Source organism: Streptomyces sp. NBC_00443 (assembly GCF_036014175.1).
In the GTDB taxonomy this organism is placed as follows: domain Bacteria; phylum Actinomycetota; class Actinomycetes; order Streptomycetales; family Streptomycetaceae; genus Streptomyces.
Genome location: NZ_CP107917.1, coordinates 5,716,447 through 5,734,023 on the forward strand (window position 1 = coordinate 5,716,447; position 17,577 = coordinate 5,734,023).

A 17,577-nucleotide genomic window follows, 5' to 3' on the forward strand; every position below is an offset into this window, starting at 1 on the left:
CACCTTGGGGGGCGGCGCTCTTTTTGTCCGGTTCTTCTTGTGCGATGCGCCACATGTCCTTTAGCCGATCACTGTGACGGCCGTGATAAATCTTCACGACGCCCGGCGAACACCACCCGAATGTTCGGCCGGGTGCGCCACGTGACCGACGGATCGTCGGTCAGGCACAGCTCCAGCAATCCGGGGGGATCGAGACCCGATCCGAGGCCGACGAAGGTCCCGGGTCGGCATGGAGAAAGGCGCATTACACATGACCTCTTCGAAGGTCACTGACGCGACGGCCACGGGTGCCCCGGAAGAGGGGTACGAGCGAGGCCTCGGCAGCCGTCAGGTCCAGATGATCGCCATCGGCGGCGCCATCGGTGTCGGGCTGTTCATGGGTGCCGGAGCGAACATCGCCAAGGCCGGCCCCAGCATCATCCTCATGTACGCCCTCGCGGGCGTCGTCATCTTCTTCATCATGCGGGCCCTGGGCGAGCTGCTCCTCTACCGCCCCGTCTCCGGCTCCTTCGCCGAGTACGCCCGCGAATTCCTCGGCCCGTTCTTCGGGTTCGTCACGGGCTGGACTTACTGGCTCATGTGGGTGGTCACCGGCATGGCCGAGCTCACGGCCGCCGCGATCTACATCCACTTCTGGTTCCCCGAGATCCCGCAGTGGGTCAGCGCCCTGGTGTTCCTGGTGGTGCTCTTCGGCGTCAACCTGATCTCCGTCAAGATCTTCGGCGAGGTCGAGTTCTGGTTCTCGATGATCAAGGTCACGGCCATCATCGGCATGATCGTCATCGGCCTCGGCGTGCTCACCCTCGGCTTCTCCGACGCCGGTGACACCGCCACCGTCTCCAACCTCTGGTCGCACGACGGCTTCTTCCCGAACGGCATCGGCTCCAGCCTGATGACGCTCCAGGGCGTCATGTTCGCCTACCTCGCCGTCGAGCTCGTCGGCGTCACCGCGGGCGAGTCCGAGAACCCTGAGAAGACCCTGCCCAAGGCCATCAACACCCTGCCCTGGCGCATCATCGTCTTCTACGTCGGCGCGCTGCTGGTGATCCTCTCCGTCGTCAAGTGGACCGAGTTCTCCGCGGGCGAGAGCCCGTTCGTCCACGCGTTCGGCAAGATCGGCATCCCGCTCGCCGCGGGCATCGTCAACTTCGTGGTGCTCACCGCGGCCCTGTCGTCCTGCAACTCCGGCATGTACTCGACCGGCCGCATGCTGCGCGACCTCGCCTCCAACAGCGAGGCCCCGCAGGCGTTCGGCAGGCTCAACGCCCGCAAGACGCCCGCCTTCGGCATCTCGGTGTCCGTGGCGCTGATGGGCATCGGCGTCGTGCTGAACTACGTCGTCCCGGAGAAGGCGTTCCTCTACGTCACCTCCGTCGCCACCGCGGCAGGCATCTGGACCTGGATGATGATCCTCGTCAGCCACATCCGCTACCGCGCCGCCGTCGACGCGGGCCGACTGCGCGCCTCGTCCTTCCCCGCCCCCGGCGGGGCGATCTTCAGCTGGGTCGCGCTCCTCTTCCTCATCGGCGTGACCTTCATGATCGCGTACGACAAGGACGCGCGGGTCTGCCTGTACGTCGCGGCCGGCTGGGCCGTCGCCCTGGCCGTCGGCTGGCGGATCCTCAAGAGCCGCAACCCGCAGATCGCCGCTCGCGGCGGCGACGAGCCCGAACTCGAAAAGGTCGGCTAGGCGCTTCGCTGAGGGGGCCGCGAGGTCATTGCCGCGGAAGGCCGTCGGTTGTCTGCGGCTTCGCTGTGGCTGGTCGCGCAGTTCCCCGCGCCCCTAGCGGCGCTGCCGAGCAGCCTTTCCCAGGACGTCCCGCCGTCGGGAGCCCACGTGGCGCGCCCGACGGCTGCCGCTCAGGGCGTCCGGCATATGGGCCGCTCCGTACCATCCCTCGGTACGGAGCGGCCCCTCTGTTTATCCTGACGAGCATGCTGACCATCACCCAGGCCCTCGTCGACCAGATCGTCGCCCATGCGCGCAAGGACCACCCCGACGAGGCGTGCGGCGTCGTGGCGGGCCCGGCGGGCACGGACCGCCCCGAGCGCTTCATCCCGATGCTGAACGCGGCGATGTCGCCCACCTTCTACGAGTTCGACTCGGGCGACCTGCTCAGGCTCTACCGCGAGATGGACGACCGCGACGAGGAGCCGGTGGTCATCTACCACTCCCACACCGCCACCGAGGCCTACCCCTCGCGCACCGACATCTCCTACGCCAACGAGCCCGGTGCGCACTACGTCCTGGTCTCCACCGCCGACACCGACGGCCTCGGCGACTTCCAGTTCCGCTCCTTCCGGATCGTCGACGGCGAGGTGGCGGAGGAGGAGGTCAAGGTCGTCGAGGCGTACTGAGCCGGGCGGACCGCAGCTCGCTGAGCGGGTCTGAGCAGCGCCGTCTCACTCCGCGGCCGTAAAGCGTCCGCGATGTGGGATCACATTCCAAAAGCCGGACCGGGAATCGATACGATGACCCCATGGTTTTCCACGACGTGAGCGAAAAGACGCCGGGCATGCTGCTCGTGGCGCGGCTGCACGTCGACCTGTGCAGGCTCGCCAGCGCCATCTGTTGACGCTGCCCCTGCCGCCGTACGGCCGTGAGCCGCGGCGCCTCACACGCACCACCCCCGCTGTACTTGCGCTGCCGCGCGCCCCCGACTGACTACTCCCGACAGGAGCCCTGAGCCATGGCCATCGAGGTCCGCATCCCGACCATCCTCCGCACCTACACCGACGGTCAGAAGGCGGTGGAGGGCAGCGGTGGCACCCTCGCCGACCTGTTCTCCGACCTCGAGAGCCGGCACGCGGGGATCCACGCCCGCATCGTGGACGACGGCCAGCTGCGCCGCTTCGTCAACGTCTACCTGAACGACGAGGACGTCCGCTTCCTCGACGGCATCAACACCAAACTCGCCGACGGCGACAACGTCACGATCCTGCCGGCCGTGGCCGGCGGTATGGCCTGATCCGAATGCGATACGACTCCGCGCTCGCCGCGGTGGGCAACACCCCTCTGGTGCGCCTGCCGCGGTTGTCGCCGTCCGAGGACGTCCGCATCTGGGCCAAGCTGGAGGACCGTAACCCCACCGGCTCGGTCAAGGACCGCCCGGCCCTGCACATGATCGAGCAGGCGGAGAAGGACGGCCGCCTCACTCCCGGCTGCACGATCCTGGAGCCGACCAGCGGCAACACCGGCATCTCCCTGGCGATGGCGGCGAAGCTCAAGGGCTACCGGATCGTGTGCGTGATGCCCGAGAACACCTCGCAGGAGCGCCGGGACCTGCTCGCCATGTGGGGTGCGGAGATCATCTCCAGCCCCGCCGCGGGCGGCTCCAACACCGCCGTACGGGTCGCCAAGGAGCTGTCCGCCGAGCACCCCGACTGGGTGATGCTCTACCAGTACGGCAACCCCGACAACGCGGGCGCCCACTACGCCACGACCGGCCCGGAGATCCTCGCCGACCTCCCGTCGGTCACCCACTTCGTCGCCGGCCTCGGCACCACGGGCACCCTGATGGGGGTCGGCCGCTACCTGCGCGAGCACAAGCCGGGCGTGAAGATCGTCGCCGCGGAACCCCGCTACGACGATCTCGTCTACGGCCTGCGCAACCTCGACGAGGGCTTCGTACCCGAGCTCTACGACGCCTCCGTCCTGACCACCCGCTTCTCGGTCGGCTCGGCCGACGCGGTCACCCGCACCCGCGAGCTGCTCCAGCAGGAGGGCATCTTCGCGGGCGTCTCCACCGGAGCCGCCCTGCACGCGGCGATCGGCGTGGGCAACAAGGCCCTGAAGGCGGGCGAGAGCGCGGACATCGTGTTCGTCGTCGCCGACGGCGGCTGGAAGTACCTCTCGACCGGCGTCTACACCGCGAAGACGACCGAAGAGGCCATCGAGACGCTCCAGGGGCAGCTCTGGGCGTGAGCCGGTCGGCACGACCTGCCGGCTCGGGGTCCGCGAGGCCCTGACGGGGCGAGTGACGGCGCCCTATGTGGCGAGGTGACGGACCTGGTCCCAGACGACCGGGTCCATCACCCCCACCCGCCGCCGGAAGTCCGACACCGGGACGTCCCGCAGTTCGCCCGTCTCCAGGAAGCTCGCCCGCCCACGCGCGTCCCCGACCGAGCCCGGCGGCAGCGGAATGACGCCGTACCGCTCGTCGCGGTACTTACTGGTGATCTTCGCGACCGTGACCCGCTTCCCCCGCACCGCGAGCACCAGACAGGGCCGGTCCTTGGCGCCCGGCCCGTCCTCGTAGGGCACATTCGCCCACCAGATCTCCGCGGGCTCGGGACGAGCGGTGGTGCGCCCCCGCGTACGTCCCCCGGGCCGCCCCGGCGGCCGGGTCCGCCGCCCCTCGGGCCGCCGTCCGCGCCCCCACCCGTCCACGAGCGTGGCGACGAGCGCGAGCAGTACCACCGCCGCGAGGGCGAGCCACCAGGACGTGTCCATGGGCACGAAGGTACCGGCGCGCGCCCACTCCGCGCGCCGTCACTTCCGCCTCATGCTCCCCGCATCCAGCCGAACGCGTGACACCACAGGTGAGTTCGCCCACAACAGCCCTTGGCGGAGGAGCGACCAAAGGTTTTGCGCCTTACGCTCGACAAACCGCACGACCCCCGACGCCCAAACTTCTCGACCTTCTCATTTTCCGCCAGCGGAGGTTTCTGTTTCATGAAGCTCACCGTCGTCGGCTGCTCGGGGTCGTTCCCGTCCGCGGAATCGGCCTGCTCGAGCTACCTCATCGAGGCCGACGGCTTCCGGCTGCTTCTCGACCTGGGCAACGGCGCCCTGGGCGAGCTGCAGCGCCACTGCGGTCTCTACGACCTCGACGCGATCTTCCTCAGCCATCTGCACGCCGATCACTGCATCGACATGTGCGCGTACTTCGTGGCGCGCTATTACCGGCACGACGGCGGCCGCTGCGACCCGCTTCCGGTCTACGGACCCGAGGGCACCGAGCATCGCCTGACCACCGCCTACGCCGACACCCCCACCGCCTCGTCCATGAGCGAGGTCTTCGACTTCCACACGGTCAAGCCGTCCACCTTCGAGATCGGCCCGTTCCTGGTGCACACGGAACGCGTGGCCCATCCCGTCGAGGCGTACGGCATCCGGATCGAACACGGTGGAAGGACACTGACCTACTCCGGCGACACCGGCGTCAGCGCGGCCCTGGACGAACTGGCCCGCGACGCCGACCTGTTCCTGTGCGAGGCCGCGTTCACGCACGGCAAGGAGAACATCCCCGACCTGCACCTCAACGGCCGCGAGGCGGGTGAGGCGGCAGCCCGCGCGGGCGCCCGTCGGCTGGTCCTCACCCACATCCCGCCGTGGACCGACCCCCGGGTCAACCTGGCCGACGCGCGTGAGGTCTACGACGGTCCGGTGCAACTCGCGGAGCCGAGGCAGGTGTACGAGATCTAGCCCGGTCGGGCACCGGCCCGGTCGGGCACCGGCCCGTACGGGGTTCAGGCCCGTATGAGCCCGAAGGCCCCGGAACCCTTGCGGTTCCGGGGCCTTCGTCGTCGTTTCCGAGCCGTGCGGTTACTTCGCCTCGGCCTTCTGGAGTTCGGCGAGTTCCTCGTCGGACTCGCGGCCAGGCGTCGGCAGGTTGAACTTCGTGATCGCGAAGCGGAAGACCACGTAGTAGACCGCGGCGAAGCACAGGCCCACCAGGGCCAGGCCCCACGGGTTGGTGGCGATGCCGAGGTTCAGCCCGAAGTCGACCACGCCGGCCGAGAAGCCGAAGCCGTCCTTCATCCCGAGTGCCCAGGTCAGCGCCATGGAGACACCGGTCAGCACCGCGTGGATGGCGTACAGGACCGGCGCGATGAACATGAAGGTGAACTCGATGGGCTCGGTCACGCCCGTGACGAACGAGGTCAGCGCGAGGGAGAACATCATGCCGCCGACGACCTTGCGGCGCTCGGGTCGGGCGCAGTGCACGATCGCCAGACAGGCGGCCGGCAGGGCGAACATCATGATCGGGAAGAAGCCGGTCATGAACTGTCCGGCCGTCGGGTCACCGGCCAGGAAGCGGGCGATGTCGCCGCTCTTGCCCTCGTACTCGCCCGCCTGGAACCAGGGGAAGGAGTTCAGCAGGTGGTGCATGCCGATCGGGATCAGCGCACGGTTGGCGACACCGAAGATGCCGGCGCCGACCGCGCCCGAACCGACCAGCCACTCACCGAAGTTGTGCAGGCCGGTGCCGAGGACGGGCCAGATGTAGCCGAAGACGATGCCGATGATCAGGCCCGCGAAGGCCGACAGGATCGGGACCAGCCGGCGGCCGCCGAAGAAGCCCGCCCAGTCGGGCAGCTTGGTGCGGTAGAAGCGCTGGTAGAGGAGGGCGACGACGATGCCCATGACCACGCCGCCGAGGACCTTGGCGTCCACCGCCTGCTCGACCATGACGATCTTGCCGTCGACTATGGCTTCCTTCTTGGGCAGGCTGCCGTCGGTGAACGTGCCCAGCACGTTCTTGAAGACCAGGTAGCCGACGACCGCCGCGAGCGCCGTCGAGCCGTCCGACTTCTTCGCGAAGCCGATCGCGATGCCCACCGCGAAGAGCAGGGCCATGTTGTCGAGGATGGCGTTGCCGCCTGCGGACATGAAGCCCGCGATCTTCGTCAGGAAGGCGGGGTACTCCGGGTCGCCGAGCATGTCGGCGTTGCCGAAGCGGACCAGCAGTGCGGCGGCGGGCAGCACAGCCACCGGCAGCATCAGGCTGCGGCCGATGCGCTGCAGGACAGCCATCGCGCCGGCGCCCTTCTTCTTGTCGGCCGCGGGAGCGGCGCTGGCCGTGGTCACAACTTCCTCCAGAGGGCATGGCGCCGCCCGGGGAAAAAGGCTGGGGACGGCGGCGTCTCATCGCCATGCGGAAACGCCGCATGGTCTACACCACTTAGTGGTGTAGACCTGTTGTAGCACGGTGAAGGGCGGATAAGGAACCCGCGATTTCTGTGACGAATTGGCTACGCCGTCGTCGGCGAACCGGCTACGCCTTCGTCGCGTCCTCGACCTCCTCGTCCGGCTCCCTACCCGGTGTCTTGAGATCAAACTTCGTGATCGCGAACCGGAAGATCGCGTAATAGACGACGGCGAAACACAGACCGATCGGAATCATCGCCCAGGGTCTCGTGGCCAGGTTCCAGTTGATGATGTAGTCGATCAGCCCCGCCGAGAAGCTGAACCCGTCGTGAACCCCCAGCGCCCAGGTCACCGCCATCGAGACACCCGTCAGCAGTGCGTGCACCGCGTACAGCAGGGGCGCGATGAAGAGGAACGAGTACTCGATCGGTTCCGTGATGCCGGTGACGAAGGACGTCAGGGCCACGGACGTCATCAGACCGCCGACCTCCTTGCGGCGGCTCGGCTTGGCGCAGTGGGTCATGGCCAGCGCCGCGGCCGGCAGGGCGAACATCATGATCGGGAAGAAGCCCGAGGTGAACTGGCCGGCGTCCGGGTCGCCCGCGAGGAACATGTTGATGTCGCCGTGCACGACCTCACCGTCGGGTGTGGTGTAGGTGCCGAACTGGAACCAGATGGGCACGTTCAGGAACTGGTGCAGGCCCACCACAAGGAGTGCGCGGTTCGCGATCCCGAACACTCCCGCGCCCCATGCGTCCAGATCGCTCATCCAGTTGCTGAAGCTCTCCAGAGCGTCACCGATCGGCGGCCAGACCCACAGACACAGCACCGAGACCACGATCGCCACGAACGCCATGATGATCGGGACGAGACGCCGCCCGTTGAAGAAGCCGAGCCAGTCCACCAGCTTCGTACGGTGATAGCGGGCCCAGAAGAACGCGGCCAGCAGGCCGATGACGATGCCGCCGAAGACGCCGGGGTTCTGGTACTCGAAGACGGTCACCGTCCCGTCCTCCACCTGGCAGCCCACGTTCGGGACCGCCGTCGAGCCCCCCGGGCAGTCCTCCGGGAACTCGCGCAGCACGGTGTAGTAGACGAGGAACCCCACGACCGCCGCCAGCGCCGTCGAGCCGTCGGCCTTCTTCGCCATGCCGATGGCCACGCCCACGCAGAACAGCAGCGGCAGCCCGAGCGCACCGTCGAGCAGCGCGCTGCCCGCGCCGTCCATCACCTTCGAGACGTTGTCCCAGCCCAGCCCCTCGTCGCCGAACACGTCCGGTTGTCCGAGCCGGTTGAGGATGCCGGCGGCGGGCAGGACGGCGATCGGGAGCTGGAGGCTGCGGCCCATCTTCTGCAGGCCCTGGAACGCCGTGTTCCAGCGGGCGCGCCCAGGGCTGATGGCGGAGCTGTCGGCACTCATGGACGCCCCTCGGTAAGGTGGTGTAGACCAGTTGTCGGACGGTTCCGCTGTCGTGAACGCCATCCTTCGGCACGTACGGCATGACCGCTCGCAAAGATGGGCCAACTGTGGGTTACTGCGACAAAGCGGTTCGGATCAGGGAGAAGGAACATGGCCAGCAAGGCTGAGAAGATCGTCGCCGGGCTCGGCGGCATCGACAACATCGAGGAGATCGAGGGCTGCATCACCCGGCTCCGCACCGAGGTCAGCGACCCCTCGCTGGTGAACGAGACCGCCCTGAAGGCCGCCGGCGCCCACGGCGTCGTGAAGATGGGCACCGCCATCCAGGTCGTCATCGGCACCGACGCCGACCCGATCGCGGCGGAGATCGAAGACATGATGTGAAGCGCGGGCATCGTCCCGGGCTTCAGCCCCTGACGGACCCTCCGCTGCACCGCCGAGGGCCCCTTCCCACCACGGGAGGGGCCCTGCCCGTGGGGGGCTAGGCTCAACGCCATGGCAGCAACCTCCTCACTTCCTCGAATCGACGGCCGCGCCCCCGAGCAGCTCCGCCCGGTCACCATCGAACGCGCCTGGAGCAAGCACGCAGAGGGTTCCGTCCTCGTCTCCTTCGGTGACACGAAGGTCCTGTGCACCGCCTCCTTCACCGAAGGCGTCCCGCGCTGGCGCAAGGGCAGCGGCGAGGGCTGGGTCACCGCGGAGTACGCCATGCTGCCCCGCGCCACCAACACCCGCGGCGACCGCGAGTCCGTCCGGGGCAAGATCGGCGGCCGTACGCACGAGATCAGCCGCCTCATCGGCCGCTCCCTGCGCGCCGTCATCGACTACAAGGCGCTCGGCGAGAACACGATCGTCCTCGACTGCGACGTCCTCCAGGCCGACGGCGGCACCCGCACCGCCGCCATCACCGGCGCCTACGTCGCCCTCGCGGACGCCGTCTCCTGGGCCCAGGGCAAGAAGCTGATCAAGCCCGGCCGCAAGCCGCTCACCGGCACCGTCAGTGCCGTCTCGGTCGGCATCGTCGGCGGCGTACCGCTCCTCGACCTGCGCTACGAGGAGGACGTGAAGGCCGACACCGACATGAACGTCGTCTGCACCGGCGACGGCCGCTTCGTCGAGGTCCAGGGCACCGCCGAGGCCGAGCCCTTCGCCCGCGAGGAGCTCAACTCCCTGCTGGACCTGGCCGTTTCGGGCTGCGGGGAATTGGCGGGCCTGCAGCGCAAGGCTCTTGATACGGTCCTCGAAAAGTAAAGGCCGCACCAAGAAGAGCCGCAGCTCCGGGCAACCGCGCCGCGCTTCCCGGCGTCACTAGGGGTACGGGCGTACGGCACACCGCTGTGCGCCCGGCCAGTGACCAACGGGGGGCCTGCGAGGCCTGAGAGCCAGGAGGGGAACGTCAACCATGGCCACGAGCCGACGCCGCCGGAGCCGAATCGCCATAACCGCCGCAGCCATTGCGGCAGTCGGGCTGGCGGCCGGGCTGACCACCGGCTGCGATGCCGTCAACAAGGCGCTGGACTGCGTCAGCACCGCCGACGCCATCGCCGACAGCGTGACGGAACTCCAGCAGGCCGTGGAGAGCGCCGCGAACGACCCGACGCAGCTCGAGGAGTCGCTGACCTCCATCGACAAGAACCTCGACAAGATCGGCGACAAGACGGACAACGCCGACGTCAACAAGGCCGTGGACGACCTCCAGGAGGCCGTCACCAACGTCCGCGACTCCGTCAGGAACGGCGACGAGACCCCGGACATCAGCCCGGTCACCGACGCGGCGGGCGAGCTGACCAAGGTCTGCACGCCGTAACGCTGCGCTGGCTGGGCGGGTACATCTCGTCTGCCGGGTTCTGCGGGTGGGTGGCTGCGCGTTCGATGTGGCTGGTCGCGCCCACGCGGCGGAGCCGCACATGTCGCAGCCCCGCGCCCCTTGCGGGGCGCGGCCGAGGGGGCGGCAAGGAACCTGGCGGCCCCGGGATACTGGTCCCATGACCCGCCTCATCCTCGCCACCCGTAACGCCGGAAAGATCACCGAGCTCAGGGCGATCCTCGCCGACGCAGGCCTGCCTCACGACCTCGTCGGCGCGGACGCGTACCCGGACATTCCCGACGTCAAGGAAACCGGCGTCACCTTCGCCGAGAACGCCCTGCTGAAGGCCCACGCCCTGGCACAGGCCACCGGCCTGCCCGCGGTGGCCGACGACTCGGGCCTCTGCGTCGACGTCCTGAACGGCGCCCCCGGCATCTTCTCCGCCCGCTGGGCCGGCCGGCACGGCGACGACAGGGCCAACCTGGAACTGCTCCTCGCCCAGCTGGGCGACATCGACGAAGCCCACCGCGGCGCCCACTTCGCATGCGCGGCGGCACTCGCCCTGCCGGACGGCAGGGAGCGGGTGGTCGAGGGACAGCTGCGGGGCGTCCTGCGGCACGCTCCGGTAGGCACCAACGGCTTCGGCTACGACCCGATCCTCCAGCCGGACGGCGAGACCCGCACCTGCGCCGAGCTGAGCCCCGAGGAGAAGAACGCGATCAGCCATCGGGGGGAGGCGTTCCGGGGATTGGTGCCGGTGGTCAGGAGCTGCTTGGTTAACGCGAAAGAGGTCGTGGGGCGCCCCCCGACCTCCTTGCAGTGCGGCCGGTGGGACTCGAACCCACACGGGTGTTAACCCACTGGGACCTAAACCCAGCATGACTGCCAATTCCATCACGGCCGCTCAAAAACGGTCACCGTGCCTGACCGGAGACGTTCAGTGTACCGGGGGGAAGAGGTCACCCTGCGAGAGGCGCCCTCCCCTTCCGACGACACCACGTCTCCGTCAGGGCATGGCAGTTGGGGCACAGGTACCGTAGATTCTCCCGACGGTTGTCGCGCCAGTCTCCATTGACGTGGTCGATCTGCAAGGTGATCGCTTGCCCCAGCCATTCGCCGGTGTTGCCGCAGCCTTCACACGCGTACGGCACTCCGACTTCGCCCAGGGCTCGGTGGAGCTGAGTCCTGTTGGTCCGCCCTGCGTGGTCGGGCAGGGCGACCAGTACTCGGTGGGCGATGGGTGCGGGTGCCGGTCGCTCAGGTTGCCCCCAGCTTCGGCGTTTGAAGTGCCTCATGTCGAGGTCGAGGCGGGTTGCCGCACGCCGGACGCGCCGATGATTGGTGTCGTTTACGTCCAGGCCCAGACCACGCATCACGTCGGCGTAACTCGTGGAGTTCCGTACGAGTTCTCGGAGCTTGTCCTCGGAAATCGACACACGCCGGTGAGTGAAATGCTCCACGTTGATCCCTCGAACTTGAAGCATACGACTCAGCGTCGCGCGTGAACGGCTGTCGTCCGGCACGCCGAGGACACGAGCCACTCCGCGCATGTTGTTCGCTGACGCCGCCGCTTCTCTCAGTTCCTCAGTTGTGAAGGGCAGGTCCAGCCCGGTGCGATCCATGCCGGGGAAGTGGCTGATGTCGATGCCTGCCGCGTCGATACGCCGTCGGATGTGGGACAGGGTCCCGGTGGCAGGAGTGGCACCTAACCTCAGGGCGACTTCGCGCAGTGATGACGACGAGGCGGCGGCCTCGGCAATGGCAGTATCCGGGTATTTGTGCCACGGGCTGCGCTTCACGAAGTGACTCGTGTCCAGTCCGAGTCCGGCGACTTTCTCCTGAAGCACGCGCCGTTGCCCTCCACTCGCCTTGAGGTCGAGTTGTCTCATCAGGTCTGTCCAGTTACGGGCTTCGGGGATGATCGACGCGAGTCGTTCCTTGCTGTAGGGATCCCTTAGATCCCGCTGTACCGTGCCGTCCTCACGAGCGGTCTCCTGTGGCGGTTCCGATGCTCGCCGCGCGCTCATGCGCCCCTCCCGATGCGTGTTCGTGATCTCGTACGGAGTAACGAACCGTTTATCGGACAGTCACGCCCGAAATGCAGAACGGCCCGGACCAGGTCTCCCCGGTCCGGGCCGCTCGGCGGCTGACGAGAGTCGCGTCAGATGCCCAGATCCTTGATGATCTTCGCCACGTGTCCGGTCGCCCGCACGTTGTACAGGGCCCGCTCGACCTTGCCCTCCTCGTCCACGACGATCGTGGAGCGGATGACGCCCATGTAGGTCTTGCCGTAGTTCTTCTTCTCGCCGTAGGCGCCGTAGGACTCGGTGACCGTCTTCTCGGGGTCGGCCAGCAGCGTGACCTTCAGGGACTCCTGCTCGCGGAACTTGGCGAGCTTCTCCGGCTTGTCGGGGGAGACGCCGATGACGTCGTAGCCGGCGCCGGCCAGCAGCTCCAGGTTGTCCGTGAAGTCACAGGCCTGCTTGGTGCAGCCGGGGGTCAGGGCGGCCGGGTAGAAGTAGACGATGACCTTGCGGCCCTTGTGGTCCGACAGGGACACCTCGGTGCCGTCGGCGTCGGGCAGGGTGAAGGCGGGGGCCACGTCCCCCGGCTGGAGTCGCTCGCTCATCGAACCAGCGTAACCGGGGAGCCTGACAGTGCGGTCCGGCGTGGAACTGACAGACTGTCCGGAAACAGCATCAGCTTCACTTCGGAGGCCGAACGGTGGCGGACACGTCGGACACCAGAACACCTGCGCAGATCGAGGCGGACATCAAGGCCCGCCGCGCTGTGCTGGCCGAGACGCTCGACGAGATCGGGGTGCGGGTGCACCCGAAGACGATCGTCGGCGACGCCAAGGCCAAGGTCGTCTCGAACATCGATCACACGCTCGGACGGGCCTACGTCGAGGTCAACCGGGCCATGAGCGATGTGCGGGCCAAGTTCACCGACGAGGAGGGCGCGCCCCGGCTGGAGCGGATCGTGCCCGTCGCCCTCGTGGCCGTCGGTCTCGTGGGCCTGCTGGCCCTCGGCACCCGGCGCCGCAGGGGCTGAGCGGCGGCGGACCCGGCGGCGTACGCAGGCGGCAAAGGCAGGTAGGTTCAAAGGCGTGAGCGCCAACAGAAACGAGCACAGCACCCACCACGACAAGTTGCCCATCCGGATGCTGCACGACCGGGTACTCGTGCGGCAGGACACCAGCGAGGGCGAGCGGCGTTCCGGTGGCGGCATCCTGATCCCCGCCACCGCGGCCGTCGGGCGTCGGCTGGCCTGGGCCGAGGTCGTCGCGGTGGGGCAGAACGTACGGACCGTGGAGGTGGGCGACCGGGTGCTGTACGACCCGGAGGACCGCGCCGAGGTCGAGGTGCGCGGGGTCGCGTACGTGCTCATGCGCGAGCGCGATCTGCACGCCGTGGCCGCCGACCGGTTCGAGGGGTCGGAGGACTCGACGGGGCTGTACCTCTGATCCAACGGCTCAAAGGGCTGGTGGCCCTTGTCACCAGCCCTTTTCGCTGCCCTTTTGCTACCTTTGAAAGGACCCCGACGAGACGCGCCGTACCGGGTGAACGCAAAGACGACGCACCGAAAGGTTTCCGTCCTGCGAAAGGTGCGTTCCCCATGGCCTGGGTCCTGCTCGTCGTCGCCGGTCTGCTCGAGGTCGGCTGGTCGATCGGCATGAAGTACACCGACGGCTTCACCCGGCTCGTTCCGAGCCTCTTCACCGGCGCCGGTATCGTCGCCAGCATGGTGCTGCTGTCGTACGCCGCGAAGTCCCTGCCGATCGGTACCGCTTACGGCGTCTGGGTGGGCATCGGGGCGGCCGGCGCGGCGGTGGTCGGCATGGTGGTGCTGGGCGAGCCCGTCACCGCCGCGCGGATCTTCTTCGTCTGTCTGCTGCTGGTCGCCGTGGTGGGTCTCAAGGCGACCAGCGGTCACTGAGCCTCGACCCTCACTGCCGGCGGGGCGTGCTCAGCGTCCCGGCCGTGTTTCCGGACGTCCCTCCGCCTCCGCCGGTGTCGGTTCCGCCTGTGGTGCCGCCGTCCGTCGTGCCGCCGTCGGTGGTGCCGCCGGTGTCGGTTCCGCCTGTGGTGCCGCCGTCCGTCGTGCCGCCGTCGGTGGTGCCGCCGGTGTCGGTTCCGCCTGTGGTGCCGCCGTCCGTCGTGCCGCCGTCGGTGGTGCCGCCGGTCGTGTCGCCCGTGGTGCCGCCGTCCGTCTGCCCCGGCGTCTCACCGCCGGTCTGGCCCTCGGTGTCCTGGCCGCCGGTGGTCGGCTCCCCGGTGGTGCCGCCGTCGTCCTGGCCGCCGGTGCCCTCGTCGCCCGGGGTCGGGTCGGTCGTCGGGTACTGGGGCACGTCCGAGCCCTCCTGGAGCTCCAGGTCGAAGTCGCTGACCGGCTTCCCCTTCAGCGCGTCCTCGGTGTACTGGGCCCAGATCTCGGTGGGCGCCCCGCCGCCGTTGATGCGGTCCAGGCCCATCGCGCCGTACAGCGACTTGTGCTTGGCCGTGACCGGGTCCTGGCCCATGACGGCGACGACGGTGGCGAGGTCGGGGGTGTACCCGGCGAACCAGGCCGCGGTGTCCTCCTCCGCGGTGCCGGTCTTGCCCGCGGCCGGTCGGCCGGCGGCCTGCGCTGCGGTGGCGGTGCCGTTGTCGACGACGCTCTGCAGGACGGACGTCGTGGTGTCGGCGGCCTCGCGGCTGACGACCTGGGAGGTCTTGCGCTCCGGCAGGTCGATGACGTCGGCGCCGTCCTTGGTGACCTTCTCGATCATGGTGTACGTGCCGTGCTTGCCGTGGTTGGCGAGCGTCGCGTAGGCCTCCGCCATGTCGAGGACGCTGGCGGTGGCGGTACCGAGCGCGATCGACGGGTACGGCTGGAGGTCGGGGGTCCCCGCGGGCAGGCCGAGCTCGACCGCGGTGTCCTTCACCTTCTCGGGGCCCACGTCGACGGCCATCTGCGCGTACACGGAGTTGACGGACTTGTCGGTGGCCTCGCGGACGCTGATGTCGCCGTAGGAGACGTCGTCCTCGTTCGCGGGGTCGTAGCTGCCCGTCCAGCCCTGCACCGGGCGCTTGTTGGTGCCGTCGTAGATGGTGTTCGGGGTGATCGGGCGGTTGTCCTGCGTCGTCGAGCCGTTCTCCACGGCCGAGGTGAACACGAACGGCTTGAAGGTGGAGCCGACCTGGAAGTCCCGGCGGGTGGCGTTCGGGGTGTACTGCTTGACGTAGTCGATGCCGTTGTACATCGCGACGACCTTGCCGGTCTTCGGGTCGACGGAGGCGCCGCCCGCGCGGACGTAGTTGTCGACCTTGTTGTTCTTCTTGTCCAGCTTCGACATCAGCTTGTCGTTGACGGCCTCGACGAAGGCGTCCTGCCGGTTCTTCTGGAGGGTGGTCGTGACGCGGTAGCCGCCCGCCTGCAGCTCCTCCGCACTGACGATCTTGTTCTGGGTCAGATAGTCCTTGACGATCTGCACGATGTAACCGCGCTGCCCGGACAGGCTGGTGGAGGCGGCCGCCTCCTTCGGCATCGGGAACTTGATGCCCGCTCGCTCGGACTCGTTGAGCCAGCCCTTGGTGACCATGCCGTCCAGGACGTAGTTCCAGCGGGCCAGGGCCGCGGACTTGTTCTCCGGGTGCGCGACGACGTCGTACTCGCTGGGCGCGTTGACCAGCGCGGCCAGGTAGGCGGCGCGGCCCGGGTCGAGGTCCTTGGCGTCCATGCCGTAGTAGGCCTGGGCGGCGGCCTGGATGCCGTAGGCGTTGCGGCCGAAGAAGCTGGTGTTGAGGTAGCCCTCGAGGATCTCGTTCTTGGTCTTCTCGCGGTCGAGCTTGATCGAGATGAAGAACTCCTTCACCTTGCGGGTGACGGTCTGCTCCTGGCGCAGGTAGTAGTTCTTCACGTACTGCTGGGTGATCGTGGAGCCGGACTGCTTGCCCTTGCCGGTCGCCGTGTTCCAGCCGGCGCGCAGCATCGCCTTGGGGTCGATCGCGGACTCGGTGTAGAAGTCGCGGTCCTCGGCGGCCAGGATCGCGTGCTGGGCGTCCTTGGACATCTGCGCCAGGGTGACGTTCTCCCGGTTGACCTGGCCGTCGCGGGCGATCACCGATCCGTCCGCGTACATGTACACGTTGGCCTGCTTGGTCGCGAGCGCGTTGGCCGGCGGGATCTTGACCAGGGAATACCCCAGGAAGAACAGCCCGAACAGCAGCAGCGTGCCGATGACGAAGGTGCCGAGCACTGTCCGCCAGGTCGGGATGACCCGCCGCCAGCCCGTCCTCTTCGGCCGCGCGGGCTTCTCGTTCGGCTGCTGGGACTGGCCCTGCGGCTGCGGCTCGTCACTCATCTCGTGCACGGACTCCTGTTTCGCGTCGTACGTTCCGGTACGCCTCGTACGCCTGATGCGCCCCCATTGCTGAAGACTCTCGCACCGGGCGTTCCGTTCCCGGAAACCGGCGCGTGTCTGCGGAAAGTGAGCAGACTCTCGCGCCGGGCGCGGCCCGGAAATTGGCTGGCAGCCCCGGCCGCGCGCGCACTAGGATCCTGCGCTTCGGTGCCGGGCGCGGGCGAGGAGGGCTGTGGATGTGGGATCGGGGCGGTTGTACTTAGCCGTCGCGGCGGGCGGGTTCAGAAGGTACGCGACCTATCGGGCGGCGACGGCGGCCGGGGTGTTCACGAACACGGTCTTCGGCGTGATCCTCGTCTACACCTATCTGGCGCTGTGGGACGAGAAGCCGCATCTCGGCGGCTACGACCAGACCCAGGCCGTCACCTATGTGTGGTTGGGCCAGTGCCTGTACGCGACGCTTGCCATCCAGGGCGGCGGCGCCGAGAAGGATTTGATGCAGCGCATCCGCACCGGTGAGATCGCCGTCGACCTGTACCGGCCGGCCGATCTCCAGCTGTGGTGGCTGGCGGGCGACGTGGGGCGGGCGCTGTTCCAGATGCTCGGGCGGGGCGTGATTCCGTTCGCGTTCGGCGCGCTCTTCTTCCCGATGGCACTGCCGACGGACGTCACCCGTTGGGCTGCCTTCACGGTCACACTTCTGCTCGCGACGCTCGTCAGCTTCGCGATCCGCTATCTGGCGGCCCTGAGCGTGTTCTGGCTGATGGACGGCATGGGCGTCAACCAGGCCCTGATGATCACGGGGATCTTCTTCTCGGGCATGGTGCTGCCGCTGAACGCCTTCCCGGGCGTCCTCGGCGAGATCGTGCGGGTGCTGCCGTGGGCGGCGCAGCTGCAGATGCCGGCGGACGTGCTGATGGGGGAGACCGACCCGCTGCGGGCGTACGCCTTCCAGGCGGCGTGGGCGGTGGTGCTGCTGGCGGCCGGGCGGCTGGTGCAGTCGGCGGCCACGCGGCGGGTGGTGGTGCAGGGTGGGTGAGATCTCCGGGGTCACCAGGGCGTCCCGGGCCCGTGACGGCTCAGTGTCCCGGGCCGGTGAGGGGCTGCGGGCCTACCGGCTGATCGCCGGG

19 protein-coding genes, 1 tRNA gene, 1 pseudogene and 1 riboswitch are annotated in these 17,577 nt (G+C 68.4%); of the genes and pseudogenes, 14 read left to right on the forward strand and 7 right to left on the reverse strand.

What is annotated here, in order from left to right; genetic code table 11:
• The first annotated feature begins 250 nt into the window (after positions 1 to 250).
• The 5 genes from OHO27_RS25895 (at position 251) to OHO27_RS25915 (ending at position 3,925) form a co-directional block, all read left to right on the forward strand.
• The gene (locus OHO27_RS25895; protein ID WP_328427373.1) at positions 251 to 1,690 is read left to right on the forward strand and encodes an amino acid permease; all 1,440 of its coding nucleotides are present in this window, start codon (positions 251 to 253) and stop codon (positions 1,688 to 1,690) included.
• A gap of 245 nt (positions 1,691 to 1,935) precedes the next feature.
• Positions 1,936 to 2,358 (forward strand): M67 family metallopeptidase, encoded by a 423-nt coding sequence (locus OHO27_RS25900; protein ID WP_328427374.1) that lies wholly within the window; start codon positions 1,936 to 1,938, stop codon positions 2,356 to 2,358.
• A gap of 122 nt (positions 2,359 to 2,480) precedes the next feature.
• A complete protein-coding gene (locus OHO27_RS25905; protein ID WP_316959376.1) occupies positions 2,481 to 2,576 on the forward strand; it encodes a putative leader peptide in 96 nt (31 codons plus the stop codon).
• A gap of 114 nt (positions 2,577 to 2,690) precedes the next feature.
• Positions 2,691 to 2,969: a MoaD/ThiS family protein gene (locus OHO27_RS25910; protein ID WP_328427375.1), complete on the forward strand. Its 279-nt coding sequence runs from the start codon at positions 2,691 to 2,693 to the stop codon at positions 2,967 to 2,969.
• Positions 2,970 to 2,974: 5 nt separating this feature from the next.
• Positions 2,975 to 3,925: a PLP-dependent cysteine synthase family protein gene (locus tag OHO27_RS25915; protein ID WP_328427376.1), complete on the forward strand. Its 951-nt coding sequence runs from the start codon at positions 2,975 to 2,977 to the stop codon at positions 3,923 to 3,925.
• 63 nt (positions 3,926 to 3,988) lie between these two features.
• On the opposite strand, the gene OHO27_RS25920 is transcribed toward OHO27_RS25915, so the two are convergent.
• Positions 3,989 to 4,453: a type II toxin-antitoxin system PemK/MazF family toxin gene (locus tag OHO27_RS25920; protein WP_328427377.1), complete on the reverse strand. Its 465-nt coding sequence runs from the start codon at positions 4,451 to 4,453 to the stop codon at positions 3,989 to 3,991.
• Positions 4,454 to 4,675: 222 nt separating this feature from the next.
• Between OHO27_RS25920 and OHO27_RS25925 the strand changes: the two genes are divergently transcribed.
• A complete protein-coding gene (locus tag OHO27_RS25925; RefSeq protein WP_328427378.1) occupies positions 4,676 to 5,428 on the forward strand; it encodes an MBL fold metallo-hydrolase in 753 nt (250 codons plus the stop codon).
• A gap of 120 nt (positions 5,429 to 5,548) precedes the next feature.
• Here the strand turns inward: OHO27_RS25925 and OHO27_RS25930 are convergent, their stop codons facing one another.
• A complete protein-coding gene (locus tag OHO27_RS25930) occupies positions 5,549 to 6,814 on the reverse strand; it encodes a PTS transporter subunit EIIC (protein WP_328427379.1) in 1,266 nt (421 codons plus the stop codon).
• Positions 6,815 to 7,001: 187 nt separating this feature from the next.
• The gene (locus OHO27_RS25935) at positions 7,002 to 8,294 is read right to left on the reverse strand and encodes a PTS transporter subunit EIIC (RefSeq protein ID WP_328427380.1); all 1,293 of its coding nucleotides are present in this window, start codon (positions 8,292 to 8,294) and stop codon (positions 7,002 to 7,004) included.
• A gap of 150 nt (positions 8,295 to 8,444) precedes the next feature.
• Between OHO27_RS25935 and OHO27_RS25940 the strand changes: the two genes are divergently transcribed.
• The 4 genes and pseudogenes from OHO27_RS25940 to rdgB all read left to right on the forward strand — a co-directional run.
• A complete protein-coding gene (locus OHO27_RS25940) occupies positions 8,445 to 8,678 on the forward strand; it encodes a PTS glucose/sucrose transporter subunit IIB (protein WP_328427381.1) in 234 nt (77 codons plus the stop codon).
• A gap of 111 nt (positions 8,679 to 8,789) precedes the next feature.
• Positions 8,790 to 9,545: a ribonuclease PH gene (gene rph / locus OHO27_RS25945; RefSeq protein ID WP_328427382.1), complete on the forward strand. Its 756-nt coding sequence runs from the start codon at positions 8,790 to 8,792 to the stop codon at positions 9,543 to 9,545.
• 151 nt (positions 9,546 to 9,696) lie between these two features.
• The gene (locus OHO27_RS25950; protein ID WP_328427383.1) at positions 9,697 to 10,101 is read left to right on the forward strand and encodes a hypothetical protein; all 405 of its coding nucleotides are present in this window, start codon (positions 9,697 to 9,699) and stop codon (positions 10,099 to 10,101) included.
• Positions 10,102 to 10,279: 178 nt separating this feature from the next.
• Positions 10,280 to 10,876 (forward strand): annotated as a pseudogene (gene rdgB / locus OHO27_RS25955) (RdgB/HAM1 family non-canonical purine NTP pyrophosphatase); the annotation flags it as partial.
• A gap of 45 nt (positions 10,877 to 10,921) precedes the next feature.
• Here rdgB and OHO27_RS25960 read toward each other — a convergent pair.
• The 3 genes from OHO27_RS25960 to bcp form a co-directional block, all read right to left on the reverse strand.
• A tRNA-Leu gene (locus OHO27_RS25960) sits at positions 10,922 to 11,005 on the reverse strand.
• Positions 11,006 to 11,060: 55 nt separating this feature from the next.
• Positions 11,061 to 12,128: an HNH endonuclease signature motif containing protein gene (locus tag OHO27_RS25965; protein ID WP_328427384.1), complete on the reverse strand. Its 1,068-nt coding sequence runs from the start codon at positions 12,126 to 12,128 to the stop codon at positions 11,061 to 11,063.
• A 134-nt stretch (positions 12,129 to 12,262) separates the two neighbouring features.
• Positions 12,263 to 12,730: a thioredoxin-dependent thiol peroxidase gene (bcp, locus tag OHO27_RS25970; protein WP_328427385.1), complete on the reverse strand. Its 468-nt coding sequence runs from the start codon at positions 12,728 to 12,730 to the stop codon at positions 12,263 to 12,265.
• Between the two features lie 95 nt (positions 12,731 to 12,825).
• Between bcp and OHO27_RS25975 the strand changes: the two genes are divergently transcribed.
• From OHO27_RS25975 to sugE, 3 genes are all read left to right on the forward strand, one after another.
• Positions 12,826 to 13,155 (forward strand): DUF3618 domain-containing protein, encoded by a 330-nt coding sequence (locus tag OHO27_RS25975; protein ID WP_328427386.1) that lies wholly within the window; start codon positions 12,826 to 12,828, stop codon positions 13,153 to 13,155.
• Positions 13,156 to 13,210: 55 nt separating this feature from the next.
• On the forward strand, positions 13,211 to 13,567 hold the full coding sequence (locus OHO27_RS25980) for a GroES family chaperonin (RefSeq protein ID WP_328427387.1): 357 nt from the start codon (positions 13,211 to 13,213) through the stop codon (positions 13,565 to 13,567).
• A gap of 55 nt (positions 13,568 to 13,622) precedes the next feature.
• A riboswitch (guanidine-III (ykkC-III) riboswitch) is annotated at positions 13,623 to 13,685 on the forward strand.
• Positions 13,686 to 13,719: 34 nt separating this feature from the next.
• Positions 13,720 to 14,040, forward strand: a complete 321-nt coding sequence (gene sugE / locus OHO27_RS25985) for a quaternary ammonium compound efflux SMR transporter SugE (protein ID WP_328427388.1) — start codon at positions 13,720 to 13,722, stop codon at positions 14,038 to 14,040.
• A gap of 10 nt (positions 14,041 to 14,050) precedes the next feature.
• Here sugE and OHO27_RS25990 read toward each other — a convergent pair whose 3' ends face one another.
• Entirely contained in the window at positions 14,051 to 16,447 is a 2,397-nt protein-coding gene (locus OHO27_RS25990; protein WP_328427389.1) for a transglycosylase domain-containing protein, read from the reverse strand.
• A 238-nt stretch (positions 16,448 to 16,685) separates the two neighbouring features.
• Between OHO27_RS25990 and OHO27_RS25995 the strand changes: the two genes are divergently transcribed.
• Positions 16,686 to 17,486 carry an ABC transporter permease gene (locus OHO27_RS25995; RefSeq protein WP_328430549.1) on the forward strand — a complete coding sequence of 267 codons (801 nt, stop codon included), beginning with the start codon at positions 16,686 to 16,688 and terminating at the stop codon, positions 17,484 to 17,486.
• Positions 17,487 to 17,577: the final 91 nt, after the last annotated feature.